At 45.7% G+C, this 15,146-nt stretch carries 16 protein-coding genes and 1 tRNA gene; 13 read left to right on the top strand and 4 right to left on the bottom strand.

Translation table 11 applies throughout. The features are described from left to right. Positions 1 to 319 precede the first annotated feature (319 nt). From guaB to KQI_RS0109555, 10 genes are all read left to right on the top strand, one after another. Positions 320 to 1,777, top strand: coding sequence for an IMP dehydrogenase (gene guaB / locus KQI_RS0109510; RefSeq protein ID WP_010346529.1), 1,458 nt, complete (start codon positions 320 to 322; stop codon positions 1,775 to 1,777). A gap of 328 nt (positions 1,778 to 2,105) precedes the next feature. After that, positions 2,106 to 3,494, top strand: a complete 1,389-nt coding sequence (locus tag KQI_RS0109515; RefSeq protein WP_010346530.1) for a D-alanyl-D-alanine carboxypeptidase family protein — start codon at positions 2,106 to 2,108, stop codon at positions 3,492 to 3,494. A 131-nt stretch (positions 3,495 to 3,625) separates the two neighbouring features. After that, positions 3,626 to 4,507, top strand: a complete 882-nt coding sequence (gene pdxS, locus KQI_RS0109520) for a pyridoxal 5'-phosphate synthase lyase subunit PdxS (RefSeq protein WP_010346533.1) — start codon at positions 3,626 to 3,628, stop codon at positions 4,505 to 4,507. 17 nt (positions 4,508 to 4,524) lie between these two features. Next, complete coding sequence (gene pdxT / locus KQI_RS0109525; RefSeq protein ID WP_010346534.1) at positions 4,525 to 5,091, top strand: pyridoxal 5'-phosphate synthase glutaminase subunit PdxT; 567 nt, start codon at positions 4,525 to 4,527, stop codon at positions 5,089 to 5,091. 36 nt (positions 5,092 to 5,127) lie between these two features. Beyond that, entirely contained in the window at positions 5,128 to 6,411 is a 1,284-nt protein-coding gene (gene serS / locus KQI_RS0109530; RefSeq protein ID WP_010346535.1) for a serine--tRNA ligase, read from the top strand. Positions 6,412 to 6,500: 89 nt separating this feature from the next. After that, positions 6,501 to 6,589: transfer RNA gene (locus KQI_RS0109535), tRNA-Ser, on the top strand. Between the two features lie 145 nt (positions 6,590 to 6,734). Further along, the gene (locus tag KQI_RS0109540; protein WP_010346536.1) at positions 6,735 to 7,076 is read left to right on the top strand and encodes a hypothetical protein; all 342 of its coding nucleotides are present in this window, start codon (positions 6,735 to 6,737) and stop codon (positions 7,074 to 7,076) included. A 29-nt stretch (positions 7,077 to 7,105) separates the two neighbouring features. Next, entirely contained in the window at positions 7,106 to 7,276 is a 171-nt protein-coding gene (locus KQI_RS28785) for a hypothetical protein (protein WP_010346537.1), read from the top strand. Between the two features lie 71 nt (positions 7,277 to 7,347). Beyond that, a complete protein-coding gene (locus tag KQI_RS0109550; RefSeq protein WP_010346539.1) occupies positions 7,348 to 7,503 on the top strand; it encodes a small acid-soluble spore protein P in 156 nt (51 codons plus the stop codon). A 199-nt stretch (positions 7,504 to 7,702) separates the two neighbouring features. Further along, entirely contained in the window at positions 7,703 to 8,779 is a 1,077-nt protein-coding gene (locus tag KQI_RS0109555) for a hypothetical protein (protein WP_010346540.1), read from the top strand. Positions 8,780 to 8,899: 120 nt separating this feature from the next. On the opposite strand, the gene KQI_RS0109560 is transcribed toward KQI_RS0109555, so the two are convergent. Both KQI_RS0109560 and tadA read right to left on the bottom strand, forming a co-directional pair. Continuing rightward, positions 8,900 to 9,457: a GNAT family N-acetyltransferase gene (locus KQI_RS0109560; RefSeq protein ID WP_010346541.1), complete on the bottom strand. Its 558-nt coding sequence runs from the start codon at positions 9,455 to 9,457 to the stop codon at positions 8,900 to 8,902. An 88-nt stretch (positions 9,458 to 9,545) separates the two neighbouring features. Beyond that, on the bottom strand, positions 9,546 to 10,046 hold the full coding sequence (gene tadA, locus KQI_RS0109565; RefSeq protein WP_010346542.1) for a tRNA adenosine(34) deaminase TadA: 501 nt from the start codon (positions 10,044 to 10,046) through the stop codon (positions 9,546 to 9,548). 328 nt (positions 10,047 to 10,374) lie between these two features. On the opposite strand from tadA, the gene KQI_RS26750 reads away from it, so the two are divergent. Genes KQI_RS26750 through rluF form a run of 3 tightly spaced genes read left to right on the top strand, consistent with a single transcriptional unit; the run spans position 10,375 to position 13,402 of the window. Further along, positions 10,375 to 12,105: a PAS domain S-box protein gene (locus KQI_RS26750; protein WP_338390669.1), complete on the top strand. Its 1,731-nt coding sequence runs from the start codon at positions 10,375 to 10,377 to the stop codon at positions 12,103 to 12,105. Then, positions 12,099 to 12,650: an ATP-binding protein gene (locus KQI_RS29605; RefSeq protein WP_338390670.1), complete on the top strand. Its 552-nt coding sequence runs from the start codon at positions 12,099 to 12,101 to the stop codon at positions 12,648 to 12,650. The genes KQI_RS26750 and KQI_RS29605 overlap by 7 nt, the downstream gene beginning before the upstream one ends. Before the next feature lie 50 nt (positions 12,651 to 12,700). Then, entirely contained in the window at positions 12,701 to 13,402 is a 702-nt protein-coding gene (gene rluF / locus KQI_RS0109575) for a 23S rRNA pseudouridine(2604) synthase RluF (protein WP_007428079.1), read from the top strand. A 125-nt stretch (positions 13,403 to 13,527) separates the two neighbouring features. Here the strand turns inward: rluF and motB are convergent, their stop codons facing one another. Both motB and motA read right to left on the bottom strand, forming a co-directional pair. Then, entirely contained in the window at positions 13,528 to 14,355 is an 828-nt protein-coding gene (motB, locus tag KQI_RS0109580) for a flagellar motor protein MotB (protein ID WP_010346543.1), read from the bottom strand. Continuing rightward, positions 14,348 to 15,142 (bottom strand): flagellar motor stator protein MotA, encoded by a 795-nt coding sequence (gene motA, locus KQI_RS0109585; protein ID WP_010346544.1) that lies wholly within the window; start codon positions 15,140 to 15,142, stop codon positions 14,348 to 14,350. Before motA ends, motB begins: the two co-directional genes overlap by 8 nt. Positions 15,143 to 15,146 lie beyond the last annotated feature (4 nt).

The following is a 15,146-nucleotide window of genomic DNA, read 5'->3' on the forward strand; positions in this document are numbered from 1 at the left end:
TTGTGGTCCTCTTTTTGTATACAATCGGTCAAACAACCTACAAAATTGAATTGCTCCTATGCTGCTTTCCCAAGTTAGAAATATCCATTTAAGGATATCCTGATTTACTTGCAAACGCTTATTTATAAAGGATGTCCTTCGTAGGAGTACACTTGTTTGTACAGGGAAATACTAAGGGTTGGGACGCTGATGGAGGCTTGACACCCCTATACTGCTTTGCTAAGATTGCAATAATATATTTTCAGAGAGCCTTGATTTGTCCATGTTGGACAGACAACAAGACCAATACAGACTAAACATTTGAAGGAGGATCATCTTGGTGTGGGAAGATAAATTCGGTAAGGAAGGCCTTACCTTTGACGATGTTTTGCTGGTGCCTCGTAAGTCGGAGGTTCTACCAAAAGAAGTTAGCGTGGCGACTCGTTTGAGTGATAACGTGAAGCTGAATATTCCTTTGATGAGTGCTGGTATGGATACTGTTACTGAGGCAGTGCTGGCGATTGCGATGGCTCGTGAGGGTGGTATCGGTATTATTCATAAGAACATGTCGATTGAACGGCAAGCTGAAGAGGTGGATCGGGTTAAACGCTCGGAGAGCGGTGTAATCACCAATCCATTTTCATTGAATCCAGATCATTTGGTGTCCGATGCTGAGGCGGTTATGGGGAAATATCGGATTTCTGGTGTGCCTATTGTAAACGAAGAAAACAAGCTGGTTGGTATTATTACTAATCGCGATCTTCGCTTTATTCACGATTTTAATCTTAAAATTAGTGAAGTTATGACGAAGGAAGAACTGGTAACTGCGCCTGTAGGCACGACTTTACAGGAAGCGGAAGTTATTTTGCAAAAGCATAAAATTGAAAAGCTTCCTTTGGTCGATGATGAAAATTATCTCAAAGGTCTTATCACCATTAAGGATATTGAGAAGGCTATTCAATTTCCAAACGCAGCGAAAGATGTACAGGGGCGTCTTCTGGTCGGTGCGGCTGTCGGTATTTCCAAAGATACATTTGATCGCACTGAAGCACTTGTAAAAGCTGGCGTAGATGTGATTGTCGTAGATTCTGCTCACGGTCATCATATTAACATTATCGAGGCGGTTCGCAAGTTGCGTAGTGCTTACCCGGATCTGACCATTGTAGCAGGTAATGTAGCTACTGGTGACGGAACGCGTGAGTTGATTGAAGCAGGGGCTTCGGTCGTAAAAGTCGGAATTGGTCCAGGCTCTATTTGTACAACTCGCGTAATTGCAGGGATTGGTGTTCCACAAATAACAGCTATTTATGATTGTGCAACCGTAGCACGGGAATATAATATTCCGATTATTGCAGACGGTGGTATTAAATACTCCGGCGAGATTACAAAGGCCATTGCGGCAGGAGCTTCCGCGGTAATGCTGGGAAGTCTTTTTGCAGGTACGGAAGAAAGCCCGGGTGAATCCGAAATCTATCAAGGACGTCGCTTTAAAGTATATCGCGGTATGGGCTCAATGGCTGCTATGAAGCAGGGTAGTAAAGATCGGTATTTCCAGGATGACGATAAGAAGCTGGTACCGGAAGGCATCGAAGGACGTGTTGCTTATAAAGGGCCACTATCCGATACTATTCATCAGCTGCTGGGTGGTCTGCGTTCCGGTATGGGTTATTGCGGTACAGCTAATATTGAGGAGCTTCGTAACGATACAAGCTTTATCCGTATTACTGGCGCAGGTCTACGCGAAAGTCATCCGCATGATGTGCAAATTACAAAAGAAGCACCAAACTATTCTTTATAAAGTTCAGCTTTGATAGACTTGACGACAGGCAGAGTGCATTTCGCTCTGCCTGTCTTTTTTTAGAGATACCCCTGTGATAGAATAGACAAGTGTCCGCCATTTTATAGAGTTATTGATAAAGTAAAGACACATCAAGACTCTTGAATGAGTGCCTGCTGGATCAAAGATACGAGCATAGTATGCTCATGACAGACCCGAACTTAGAAGATGAAATCCAATGAACGATAAGACACTAAAACATTAATTACATTTGCCTAGCAGAGGCTATAACCACCGTCTCGTTATACATAGCGGATCGGGTTGAGGTATGAGAGGAGTTTGTATTCATTTGAAAGCGAACAATCAAAAACAAAATAACAAGCGTAGCATGATTAAGAAAAGCGTAACTGCTGTTATGGTGCTTAATATGATGTATATGTCGGCGTTGCCTGTTGTAGGCAATTTCGATCCGACCGTGGCTACTTTTGCTGCGGGTGCGACAACAGAGGCTACCAAAATCACGGGGACAGGCTCTGTTAATCCGCCTAGCCTTGCACTACGTTCAGCCATTCTGATTGAGCCTTCCACTGGACAGGTGTTGCTGTCTATGAACCCGGATGAGCCGCTTCCGCCAGCCAGTATGACTAAAATGATGACCGAATACATCGTGGCTGAGCAGGTCAAGCAGGGTAAGCTCAAATGGACTGATAAGGTAACTGTTAACGAGAACGCTGCTAAGAGCATCGGATCGCGTATTTTTTTGGCTCAAGGTGATCAACATACGGTAGAAGAACTTTATATTGCCATGGCGGTAGGTTCTGCTAATGATGCAACGGTAGCCCTTGCCGAACGTGTATCTGGAACGGAGCAGGATTTTGTTAAATTAATGAATGAGACGGCTCAAAAAATGGGCATGAAAAATACGTATTTTATCAATTCAACGGGTTTAGACCGTAAGGACATGCCGACAGGCTATCAGCCGAACACGGATCGGGAAACTGTAATGACAGCGAGAGATGCGGCAACACTAGCGAGCAACATTATTAAGGACCATCCGGACTACAAACGTTTTACGACGATTCAATCCTACAAATTCCGTCCGACGGACAAGGCGCCGATTGTTAACTATAACTGGATGCTGGAAGCAAACAAAAATATCACAAACTTTAGAAAGTTTGCCTATCCGGGTCTGGATGGAATGAAAACCGGTCATACGACCAACGCGGGAAACTGCTTTACCGGAACAGCCGAACGCAACGGAATGCGCCTTATTAGTGTAGTTATGGGAGCAGACTCTGAACCCCATCGTTTTACGGAGACAGCTAAGGTACTAAACTATGGGTTTGATAATTTTGAAGTGAAACAGGTTGTAGCACCAAAGACAGTAGTTAAGGGTATAGAGAATGTGCCTGTCACCAAAGGTAAAGAAACAGAAGTGCCTGTTGTGACCAAGGATGCAGTAAGTTTTATCGTGCCTAAGGGCGCAAGCAATCCTAAGGTAACTTTCACAACGAACATAACGCCGGCAAGCACTCTCGTAGCGCCATTGAAGCAAGGGGCAAAAGTTGGAACAATCACGTATACGTACAAAACAGATGGCTCGGATAAAGGCCAGGTAAAAACCGTGGATTTGGTTACGACAACGGCAGTGGAAGAGGGCGGCTGGTTCCGGATGCTATTCCGGGCAATCGGAGATTTCTTCGGTGATTTGTTCCAGAGCATTAAAAACCTCTTCTAGTTAGCGAGAGAAACACAATGTACCTTCTTCTTCATTGCTTATTTTGCAGCTAGAAATGATTGTGTATTTGGCGTCTGTGCGGTAAAATATTAAGTTAGAATCTAAACGTAACGCTTACAGGAGGCAACGATATGGAAACGGGAACTTCGCGTGTTAAAAGAGGTATGGCAGAGATGCAAAAAGGCGGCGTGATTATGGATGTCATGAACGCTGAACAGGCAAAAATTGCGGAGGCAGCAGGCGCTACAGCTGTAATGGCTCTTGAACGGGTGCCTTCAGATATTCGTGCAGCTGGTGGAGTTGCCCGTATGGCTGACCCGACGATTGTGGAAGAGGTTATGAAGGTTGTTTCTATTCCTGTTATGGCTAAGGCTCGTATCGGCCATTTTGTGGAGGCAAAGGTGCTGGAATCTCTCGGCGTTGACTATCTCGATGAGAGTGAAGTGCTGACACCTGCGGATGAAGTTTTCCATATCGATAAGCGGGAGTTCACCGTTCCATTTGTTTGCGGAGCCAAGGATCTGGGAGAAGCACTGCGTCGTATCGGCGAAGGCGCATCTATGATTCGTACAAAAGGTGAGCCTGGAACTGGAAATATTGTTGAAGCTGTTCGACATATGCGTTTTATCAACGGTCAAATTCGGAAGGTACAAAACCTGTCGAAGGACGAGCTGTATGCAGAAGCAAAAAACCTCGGCGTTGCTTACGAGCTGCTGCTGGAAGTGCATGAGCACGGTAAGCTGCCAGTGGTTAACTTTGCAGCGGGTGGCGTAGCAACACCTGCTGATGCCGCATTGATGATGCATTTGGGCGCTGATGGTGTCTTCGTGGGTTCTGGTATTTTCAAATCAGACAGCCCTGAGAAATTCGCTAAAGCAATCGTGGAAGCAACCACTCATTATACGGACTACAAGCTGATTGCAGAGGTATCAAAGAATTTGGGAACTCCTATGAAGGGTATTGAAATTTCCAAATTGGCATCACATGAGCGTATGCAGGATCGTGGTTGGTAAGGAAAGAAGGGACCGGCATGAAAATAGGAGTATTGTCGCTGCAAGGCGCTGTAGCTGAGCATATACGTAGTGTTGAATGTGCAGGTGCTGAAGGCGTGGCGGTGAAGAAGATCGAACAGCTCGATGAGCTGTCCGGTCTTATCATTCCCGGCGGCGAAAGCACAACCATAGGCAAGCTAATGCGCAAGTATGAATTTATAGATGCAATACGTCAGTTTTCCGCTCAAGGCAAGCCTATATTCGGTACTTGTGCGGGATTGATCGTGCTGGCCACAACAATTCAAGGGCAGGAAGAAGCACACTTGGGACTGATGGATATTACAGTATCGCGTAATGCCTTTGGTCGCCAACGAGAAAGTTTCGAAACAGACTTGAGTATTAAAGGGATTGAGCAGCCGGTTCGGGCTGTGTTTATACGCGCACCGTTAATCATGTCTGTTGGAACAGGAGCAGACGTGCTGTCTGAGTACAATGGCGAGATCGTAGCCGCCCGTCAGGGGCATTTGCTGGCTTCATCCTTCCATCCGGAATTAACAGACGATTACCGGTTACATCAGTATTTTGTGGATATGGTTCGCGAATAGCGGAAAGTCAGGTTTGTAGTGTAGGAGGGATTACCTGTGTTAGATATAAAGATTTTACGTAATGAGCTTGGTCGGGTTGAAAAAGCTTTACAGAACAGGAGCAAATCACTGGATCTGATAAATGGTTTTACAGATCTGGATGTAAGCCGTCGCGAGCTGCTTCAGGAAAGTGAAGCGCTCAAAAATCGCCGGAATGTCGTATCCGGTGAAGTAGCCAAGTTGAAAAAGAACAAGGAAAATGCGGATGATCTTATTGCTGAAATGCGTCAGGTCTCCGATCGTATTAAAGAATTGGATGAGCAAGTGCGTGAGCTGGAGGTTCAGATCGACGAACTGGTGATGTCCATCCCGAATATTCCCAATGAGACAGTGCCTGTAGGCGCCTCGGAAGAGGATAATGTAGAAATCCGCCGCTGGTCGGAGCCGCGCGAGTTTTCTTTTACACCCAAAGCGCATTGGGAGTTGGCACAGAATCTGGACATTCTTGATTTTGAGGCTGCAGCTAAGGTGACGGGTTCCCGCTTCACGTTCTACAAAGGATTGGGAGCACGACTTGAGCGTGCGCTGATTAACTTTATGATGGATTTGCACAGCAGTGAGCATGGTTATGAAGAAATGCTTCCTCCATACATCGTTAATCGCGACAGTCTGTATGGAACAGGGCAACTTCCGAAGTTTGAAGAGGATTTGTTCAAGCTGCGTGATACCGAGTATTATCTCATTCCTACAGCTGAAGTTCCGGTAACGAACTATCACCGCGAAGAGATTATGAATGCAGAGCAACTTCCCAAATATTACGTGGCCTACAGCTCTTGTTTCCGCTCAGAAGCAGGATCAGCAGGCCGGGACACACGTGGTTTGATTCGCCAGCATCAGTTCAATAAGGTAGAGATGCTCAAGCTGGTTCATCCGGATTCCTCTTACGAGGAATTGGAGAAAATGACGAATGATGCTGAGCGTGTTCTACAGCTGCTTGGTCTTCCATATCGCGTGCTGGTACTTTGCACTGGGGATATGGGCTTTACGTCCGCCAAAACATACGATTTGGAAGTGTGGCTGCCTGAGAGCGGCATGTACCGTGAAATTTCTTCGTGCTCCAACACGGAAGACTTCCAGGCACGTCGTGCGAACATCCGGTTCCGTCCAGATTCGAAAGCGAAGCCTGAATTTGTACATACGCTGAACGGCTCAGGATTGGCTGTAGGGCGTACGGTAGCCGCTATTTTAGAGAACTATCAGCAGGAAGACGGAAGCATTGTAATTCCTGAAGCTCTTCGTCCATACATGCGAGGCGTCGAGGTTATTACTCCCAAACAGTAGGCATTGCAATTGTAGAAAGTCTGTGGTAAAATAATTTTGTTGCGCCTGAGTTAGCTTTAATAGGAAGCAGCTTTATCCATTTACCACCTGGAGAGGTACCGAAGCGGTCATAACGGGGCGGTCTTGAAAACCGTTAGAGTGCAAGCTCACATGGGTTCGAATCCCATCCTCTCCGCCATATTATATAAATAACCAAGTCATTCAATTACGATAGCTGATACATTGGCCTTTAAGCGCTAATGATTAGAAATCGTGGAGAATGGCTTTTTTGTTGTATAAAAAGCCTGCTTTTTTCACACGTTATCAGATGTGGAGGTGCTGGCATGAATCGAGAAATGACAGTAGATCAGCAAAAGCTGGTAGAAGCTTGGCAGGAACAACTGCCGGTTCTTTTGAATTCAGGAGATGAAGTACAGGTGCAGGCAGATGAAGCAGACAACCGGGCTATCCGAATCCACATTAAGGTTGAGGGTCGGCAAATGTACTCCTTCGATTTTGCATGCACCTATGTAGATTCCCGAGAAGTGCAGGTTACCCTGGTCGATGTAGAACGGGATGGGAAGTCGGTGGATGAAAGAACAGATATCATCCAACAGCTGGTGTCTGATTATACTCGCCATATTCACCAATGTGCTCAGACGTTGCAGTCATTGACGCATTCGTAGTCATGAAGGAATAAGGGGGAGAAGGCCATATGACAAAAGCCAAAAACGGACTGGACAAGAACCTGTCCAACATTGTAGATGATTTGGAGCAGCGTCCAGTTAATAGTCACCAAGCACAGCAAGTTGAGCAGGATCGTAATGACCGCCGTCATCAGGATTCACTAAATCACGATAAAACGGGAGACCTGCACCATCTTTAGTCCTATTTTAAATGGTAATATACGGATTTTATGATGTGCCAGAGTAAAGACAGAGAACGGAGGATGCATAAATGAGCAAGCCTAAAGCCATTCCTGTTCCCGAAGCACAGGATTCCGGTGGAGGAAACGAAAAACGTGAGCGTAATCATCAGCAGGAGCCATTATCCGGTTCTAAAAAGGTGAAGCAACGGAATCACGTCAATCACCACAACAGAGAAGGGTCTTAAGAAGTTAGACTTTTTTCCTAAAAATAGATTGCATAATAAAGCACACCCTGGTTAAAGAACCGGGGTGTCTTTGTGCTTATTGTAAGAAAATTTTCCAATAAGTGTTTCGTTGTTTGAGAAAATGCGGTAAAATTGAGGGTGTGTGTTTTTTGGTTAGTATTATAAAAGGGGTTAATTACGAGAGGAGAGAATTTACACAATGAGTAAAAAGTTATCCGTCTTGGTACTCACGATGGTATTGCTTTTGACGGTAGCCCTGGTAGGTTGCAGCAAGAAGCTAGAACCGAAGGAAGCAGTTACGACTGGTACTACAAATGCAATGAAGTTGAACTCTTATGAATCTAAAAGTCAATTCACAGTGAAAGATCTGACCATTACATCCGCTACTCTACCAAGTGAGCAAAGTGCAATGATAACTAGTATGCTGAAAAATGCAGACATTACGCTGGACGGCGTATATCAAAAAGAACCTTTGCAATCTGAAATGACGCTGGGTATTCATTTGAAGGGTGATCTTTCCACCAGCTTCACGATTCCAATGGTTATGACTAAAGATAAATTGTACGTTAAAATTCCGAATATTCCATTCTACCCACTTCCTCAAGACGTTGTAGGTAAATTCCTGGTTGTCGATCCGCAAGAACTGGCTAAGCAATCCGGACAAGAATTCAACCCTGCAACGATGGATCAGGCAAAATCGCAAAAATTTGCGAATGAAGTGATTGCCGCGATTATGGGCGAGTACGATCAAGCTACGTATTTCTTTGACATTGATCCTAAAGATGCTAAACTGCCACAAGGCGTTGAAGCTAAACAAGTGGTTCAATTCAAAATTACGAACGACAATGTGAAGCAAGCTGCCGATACATTTGTTACTAAAGCGATTCCTAAAGCTATTGATATTATGTCAAAAGACGAGTACATTAGCTTGTTCCAATTGAAGAAAGAAGATCTTACCACAGTAAAACTTGCAGTAGAAACAAACACCAGCGATTTCAAGAAAAAGCTGGATGAGCTGAAAAATTATTTGACGGTGAAACAATTTGACATTAACACAGCTTTGAACAAGGATAACATTCCTGTGTATCAAGACCTGAATGCTAATGTGGAAATGAATGATCCGGAAACAAAAGACAATGTGAAATTGTCTGTAACAGGCTATTCGCAATTCAGCAAAATCAATGAAAAAGCAACATTTAAAGTAGGTATTCCAACAGGCGACCAAGTCCTGACAATCGAACAATTGCAACAAAAAATGCAAACTGTTGCTCCTTAAGTATAGAATGACAGTCTGCAAGGCAACATTCATCATATGATGCAGGAAAACCGCTCGGCTTAACGCCGGGCGGTTTTTGTGTACTGCTATATTAACGTCCTGTGCAGTCATTTAGGTCTGCTACACGTCATCCTCGGCTAAAAGTCCGAACATCTGGTGGTCCTGCCAGGTCCCCTGGATTTGTACCAACTTGCGGGCAATACCTTCTGGCTGGAAGCCGCATTTTTTCAGTACACGCTGAGAGCGGACATTATGCAAGAGAGTACCCGCCTGGAGACGGTGAAGGGAGAGCGCACGGAAGGCATATTGTATGGTCAACTTCAAGGCAGCTGTCATATGACCTTGGCCCTGTTCATGCTGATCCATCATGTAGCCGATATCGGCAAATTGTCCAACTCCACGCACCAGATTGGAAATGGAAATATAACCAATGAGCCGCTCTTCCTTTAAAAGAAAGATACCGAACATGTACCCTCGGTCCTCTTCGGCTTGACGCAGTCTCTGACGGATGTAGTCCTGCTGTTTCTCTAATGTAAAAAATGAATCCTCGTAAAGCGGCTCGTACAGCGCATGCGACTCCCTGTTTCGCATCCTAAGGGCGAGAAGGGATTCACTGTCCTTCAAGCCTAATGGCCGTAAAAAGATACCTTGAGGCGTATTATACAAACTCATGGGCATGAGCTGATCTCCTTCCATAGGGAGTTCGCAATCAGATGTATAACGACTGACTACGGTTGTGTGAGAGTAAATGCTTCCGATTTCATCCTCAGGATGAAGACGGAGGAAAAGACAACTTTGCGGCGGCTCTCTTTTGCCGAAGATTTCGAAAGAAACTCGTTAGCAACGAGGCGCATTCCTCTTGGAGCACACCACTGGTTATCTCTGTGCAATGATTGAACCGGGGCTCCTGTAATAAATTCATCAGTGTGCCTGCGCATCCAGCCTTGGGATCTGTGGTGCCATATATCAGGTGGGGAACCCGTGACTGCACAATGGCCCCGGCGCACATCGGGCATGGCTCCAAAGTGACATACAGCCTGCAATCCAGCAGCCGCCAAGCGCCCAGATGTTCACTAGCCTGACGAATGGCAATAATCTCTGCATGTGCTGTCGGGTCTGCATCGGTCTCGCGCAAGTTATAGCCGCGGCCTATGATTTCATTATCTTTTACGATGACAGCTCCGATGGGCACCTCACCTAGCGCTTCTGCCTTGTACGCTTCCTGAATGGCTTCTTTCATCCAATAGGCGTGATCCATAATGGTCACTGGGTAAATGCTCCTCTCAAACGCGGAATTATCCAACGAACAAATATTCCGTTGTTAACATGATGTGAATAAAATTGTGGATAACACTACACTTGTCCACAGAAATATCCACAATCTATAATAAGACCTGTGTATTTGTGGATTACTTGTGGATGATTATCTTATTATATTGTAGGCAAACGACCGTATATTGACAACACTATACACTTGGTGTGTATTTATGTATATCCGGGAAATGTAAATGCTGGTATCACGGCCGTTATTACGGTATCATTGAGTTAGCAATTGCCAGTAATCGCCAGCATACGGCAAGAGGTGAGAATTCAGTGTGTCGATAAAAATCAGAATAACGATTATTTTGTCGGGGTCAGTCCTGTTTATCCTTTTATTAAATATCGCACTTAATTATTACACGACCCACGAAAATCTAAGAAGTGACAGCGAAACCAAAATGGTTCTAACAGCTAAAGTTATCGGAGAAGCCATCGAACAAACCCAGCATAGCTGGGAGGAGGTTGATAAACAGCTCGGATATAATCTGTGGCTTTCTGCCACGTTGGCTGCCAATCAGCTAGATCCTGACATTCAACAAATACAGCAAGAACAACTCCAACAGATAGCCACACGCCATAGGGATATTAATATTTCTTTGATGGTTCGCGATGGAGAGGGATACAGGGTTGTCAAATCCTCAAATCCCAAAGAAGTAACGCCTTCCGATCCATTGAATGGACATTGGAAAAGTGCAGTCGACCAATTGTATGAGCATGGACAGGCTAGAATGGCGCAAGGACAGAATTTGGACCATTTTTGGACCGGGTCATTTGACTACACAGGTTTAGACTCCTCACATATTAATAAATGGGGATTTTATTACGACCAAAAACGCAACTACTTAATTCGAATTTCCTTTCAGTATACTTCAGTGCAAAATTTCGAATCCATCCTAAGCTCCGATGAGATCGTAAAGCAGACTCAGCAAGTGGATTATCGCATCATGGAGATTACGGGAATTAACCCTGCAACCTTTGGTGGCGCTACGATGGACAAGAACGGGAACGATTCGAAATACTATTATATGTACAACAAACCGATCCAATTCGGCACGTATCAACTAACTAGAGTGCAGGAGGATCGTTTGGCCGTGTCCAGGGCTATTCTCTCAGGGGAGAGTATTGTACAAGATTGTTATATTAAAGGCCAGCGGGCCCTCGTCAGCTACATACCTTTTTATCCGACTAACCGTGAAGCCTATGTCATTCGCATTGTTATGAATTATGATACGATTACCTCTGTTATATCTAAACAATTGATTAGCTTAATTGCCATTTCCATTGTCCTCCTGGAGGTTGTCATTATTGGGAGCTATGTGCTAGCCAGTCTGTTTGTCCGTCCCATTCAGTCCATTCTGGCGAAGGTGAACGAGATGGCCGATGGACATTTTGATACACGGCTAGAAATTAAGGGTGGCCATGAGCTGGCACGGCTGGGTGAGCGCATCAACGCGATGGCCTACAACCTGGGGATGTATACACGGAGACTTGAACAGATGTATGAGGAGAACCGTTCTGTAAAGGAGCATCTGGAATCGATTATTAATCAGACAGCCGATGCGATTCTTGTGACCGATCAGGAAGATCGTGTCGTTCGGGTTAATCATGCTTTTGAAGCCTTATACGGCTGGACCAAGAAGGAATTGGTTGGACGTAAGCTGGAATTTGTACCTCCACAGCAACAGGCGGAGTATGAATTGCAGAAGGAGAGTCTGCTTCAGGGTGAAAGCATCGTGTCCATTGAGACCCTTAGAATGCGCAAGGATGGAAGTACAGTAGAGATTAGTATGAGCACGTCGCCCATTCTGGACGAGGAAGGCGAAATTTTGGGATTTATCAGCGTCTCGCGTGATATTACAGGGCGCAACCGAATGGAGGAACTGCTGCGCAGATCAGAAAAACTGACAACAGTAGGACAACTGGCGGCAGGCGTGGCGCACGAGATTCGTAATCCACTGACCACGCTAAGGGCTTTCTCCAGCTACAGCAGCAAAATCAAGTGCTGAATTTGAAGCACAACGATATTATGATGTCTGAACTGGATCGCATTAATTTGATTGTTAGCGAGTTTTTAATATTGGCGAAGCCGCAGGCCGTGCATTTTCAGAAAAAAGATGTTCGTTATATTGTGAGTGACGTCATTTCGTTGCTTGATAGTCAGGCGCATCTGCTGGGTATTGTTTTTAGCCTTCAGGTAACGGAGGAGCCTACTCTTGTATATGCTGAAGAAAATCAGTTAAAACAGGTATTCATTAATTTACTTAAAAATAGTATGGAAGCTATGAGTAAAGGCGGTATAATCACGATTCATTTGTTCTTAGAGGGAGAAAGCGTTAAAATCTCTATACGGGATCAGGGGACAGGTATTCCAGCAGAAATGCTGTCCAAGCTGGGCGAGCCTTTTTTCACTAGCAAAGAAACAGGTACAGGACTCGGACTTATGGTCAGCCAGCGTATTATACAGAGTCATAAAGGCACACTGGATATTGAAAGCACAGAGGGAGAGGGAACGACAGCCCTTGTGCAGCTTCCGATTGCCAAATCTGAGTAACGGATGGGACGCAGGAGGAAGCGTGACAGTAGAAATGGAGGGTACACAGGTTGCGCATTAACAAGTTTATCAGCGAAACCGGCTTTTGCTCGCGTCGTGAGGCGGACAAGCTGGTAGAGAGCGGCCGCGTGACGATTAATGGTGAAGTGGCAGTGCTGGGCAGCCAAGCGGAGGAAGGTGATGACGTTCGCGTGAACGGCAAGCCATTGCGCGAGAAGTCCAACCACGTATATATTGCATTGAACAAGCCGGTGGGAATAACCAGCACAACAGAGAGTCACATTAGAGGCAACATTGTCGATTTTGTGGGGCACCCGCAGCGGATATTCCCAATCGGACGTCTGGACAAGGATTCAGAAGGTCTCATTTTACTTACCAATGATGGAGACATTGTGAATAAGATTTTACGGGCCGAAGGCAAGCATGAGAAGGAATATATCGTAACGGTGGATCGTCCCGTCACATTATCTTTTGTGCAGGGGATGTCCAGTGGTGTGAAAATACTCGGCCAGCGGACGCTGCCCTGCGAGGTGACGCGTGTATCAGAGTATGTATTCCGTATTATCCTGACGGAAGGGAAAAATCGTCAAATCCGGCGGATGTGTGCAGCCTTCGGCTATGAAGTCCAAAAGCTGCAGCGACTGCGGATAATGAACATTCGGTTGGGATCGCTCCAGAAAGGCGCCTGGCGTGACCTGACAGAGGCTGAAAAGCAGGAGCTTGGTCAGATGCTCGATTATACGCTTAGCTAAGCCAGAGGGGCTTCTCGTAAGCCTACAGCTCATGAGGACAGGGCAGCTACACGAATCGCTAAACCAAAAGGCACCAGCTGCATCAAAAATGCGGCGGTGCCTTTGCTCATATAACATATGCATGATCAACCTTCACTCGCACTTGAGGTAGGGCTAATAACTTGTGTACCGTTCTGATACTTGCGGAGAACGGAAATCTCAACACGGCGGTTTTTAGCGCGTCCTTGACCATCTTGGTTGCTGGCTATTGGGCGATACTCGCCATAACCGATAGATACAAACTTGGTTGGGTCGAGCTGCGGATTGAGCAACAATATACGCAAGAAATTCAATGAGCGCTTGGCACTCAAATCAAAGTTGGACGGAAACTGGCTGTTGGAGATGGGAACATTATCTGTGTGACCCGATACGATCACATCATAGCCTGGAAACTGCTGGAGCATGTCGGAAATTGACTTGGCCAGCTTTCTCGCTTCCGGCTTAACTTCGGCCTGCCCTGATGAAAACAAGGCATTATCGCTAATGGTGATCATTAGCTGGGATTGGTTCAGCTTGGTGTTCAGCAGTGGAGACAGGCCGTTATCTTGAATATACTGATCCATTTGCTTTTTAAGCTTCTTTAATTCTTCTTCTTCCCGCTGTGCGAGCTGCTTTTGCAGTTCAGAGGTGGAAGTGGCTTTAGATTTTAGGGGTTGAGATACCTGTTCTTTATTTTTGCCCATATCCATGGATTGTGACGACGGATTGGCAGCCGATTGATCCAGCACGCCTGTGCCGCCGCTAAAAGCCGCACTCAGGGATTGAGCCATAGTTTCGAATTTTTTGGCATCCAGCGAGCTCATACCGAATAAGACGATGAATAGTGCCAGCAGAAGGGTCATTAAGTCGGAATATGGCAACAGCCAGCTTTCGTCTGCATGTTCTTCATGCGGTTCATGTCTTTTTTTACTCACTGGAATCGCCATCCTTCCGGGTCATACTAGCCCGTTCGGTAGGCGTTAAGAAGATCGTCAGCTTTTGGCTGATGGCAATAGTAGAGATACCGGATTGGATTGAGAGCAAGCCTTCGACCATCATCAGCTTCAACTCAACCTCTTTTTTGGAGAGCCGTTTCAGCTTATTTGACATTGGATGCCACAGGACATAACCGGTAAAGATACCCAGCAAGGTTGCAATAAAGGCGGCAGCGATGGCGTGAGACAGCTTTTCCATGTCACTAAGATCGGCCAATGCCGCGATCAGACCTACGACCGCACCGAGAACCCCAAGGGTTGGAGCATACATACCAGCCTGGGAGAAAATCAGTGCGCCAGAGCGGTGTCTATCTTCGGTAGCGTTAATGTCTTCCATTAGAACATCGCGTACGAACTCTTGATCATTGCCATCAATAATCATACGCATACCGCCGCGCATAAAGGGATCGTCGATCTCTTCGACCTTGGATTCCAGCGCGAGCAGACCTTCACGACGGGTAATAGATGCCCACTCGGTAAATGTACCGATAAGCTCTTTGCGATCTAACAGTTTTTGTTCGGTAAAGATAACCTTGAACAGCTTTGGAATCCGTTTGATCTCTGCCATCGGAAAGGCCATAAATATACTTGCAGCCGTTCCGACAAAAATAATCATGTAAGCAGCGGGGTTGTTGACCAAGTTGACGACTGGAGCGCCTTTTAAGATCATCCCGACGACCAGTGACACAATCCCGAGCACAAGTCCGATAATGGTTGAAATTTGCATGATA

Source organism: Paenibacillus peoriae KCTC 3763 (assembly GCF_000236805.1).
Classification (GTDB): Bacteria; Bacillota; Bacilli; order Paenibacillales; family Paenibacillaceae; genus Paenibacillus; species Paenibacillus peoriae.

What these genes read in the sequence shown, in the direction of transcription:
- pdxS (WP_010346533.1), top strand. Translation starts at nt 3,626, where the DNA reads ATGGAAACGGGAACTTCGCGTGTTAAAAGAGGTATGGCAGAGATGCAA.
- pdxT (WP_010346534.1), top strand. Translation starts at nt 4,525, where the DNA reads ATGAAAATAGGAGTATTGTCGCTGCAAGGCGCTGTAGCTGAGCATATA.
- KQI_RS0109540 (WP_010346536.1), top strand. Translation starts at nt 6,735, where the DNA reads ATGAATCGAGAAATGACAGTAGATCAGCAAAAGCTGGTAGAAGCTTGG.
- KQI_RS28785 (WP_010346537.1), top strand. Translation starts at nt 7,106, where the DNA reads ATGACAAAAGCCAAAAACGGACTGGACAAGAACCTGTCCAACATTGTA.
- KQI_RS0109550 (WP_010346539.1), top strand. Translation starts at nt 7,348, where the DNA reads ATGAGCAAGCCTAAAGCCATTCCTGTTCCCGAAGCACAGGATTCCGGT.
- KQI_RS0109555 (WP_010346540.1), top strand. Translation starts at nt 7,703, where the DNA reads ATGAGTAAAAAGTTATCCGTCTTGGTACTCACGATGGTATTGCTTTTG.
- KQI_RS0109560 (WP_010346541.1), bottom strand. Translation starts at nt 9,457, where the DNA reads ATGCCCATGAGTTTGTATAATACGCCTCAAGGTATCTTTTTACGGCCA.
- motA (WP_010346544.1), bottom strand. Translation starts at nt 15,142, where the DNA reads ATGCAAATTTCAACCATTATCGGACTTGTGCTCGGGATTGTGTCACTG.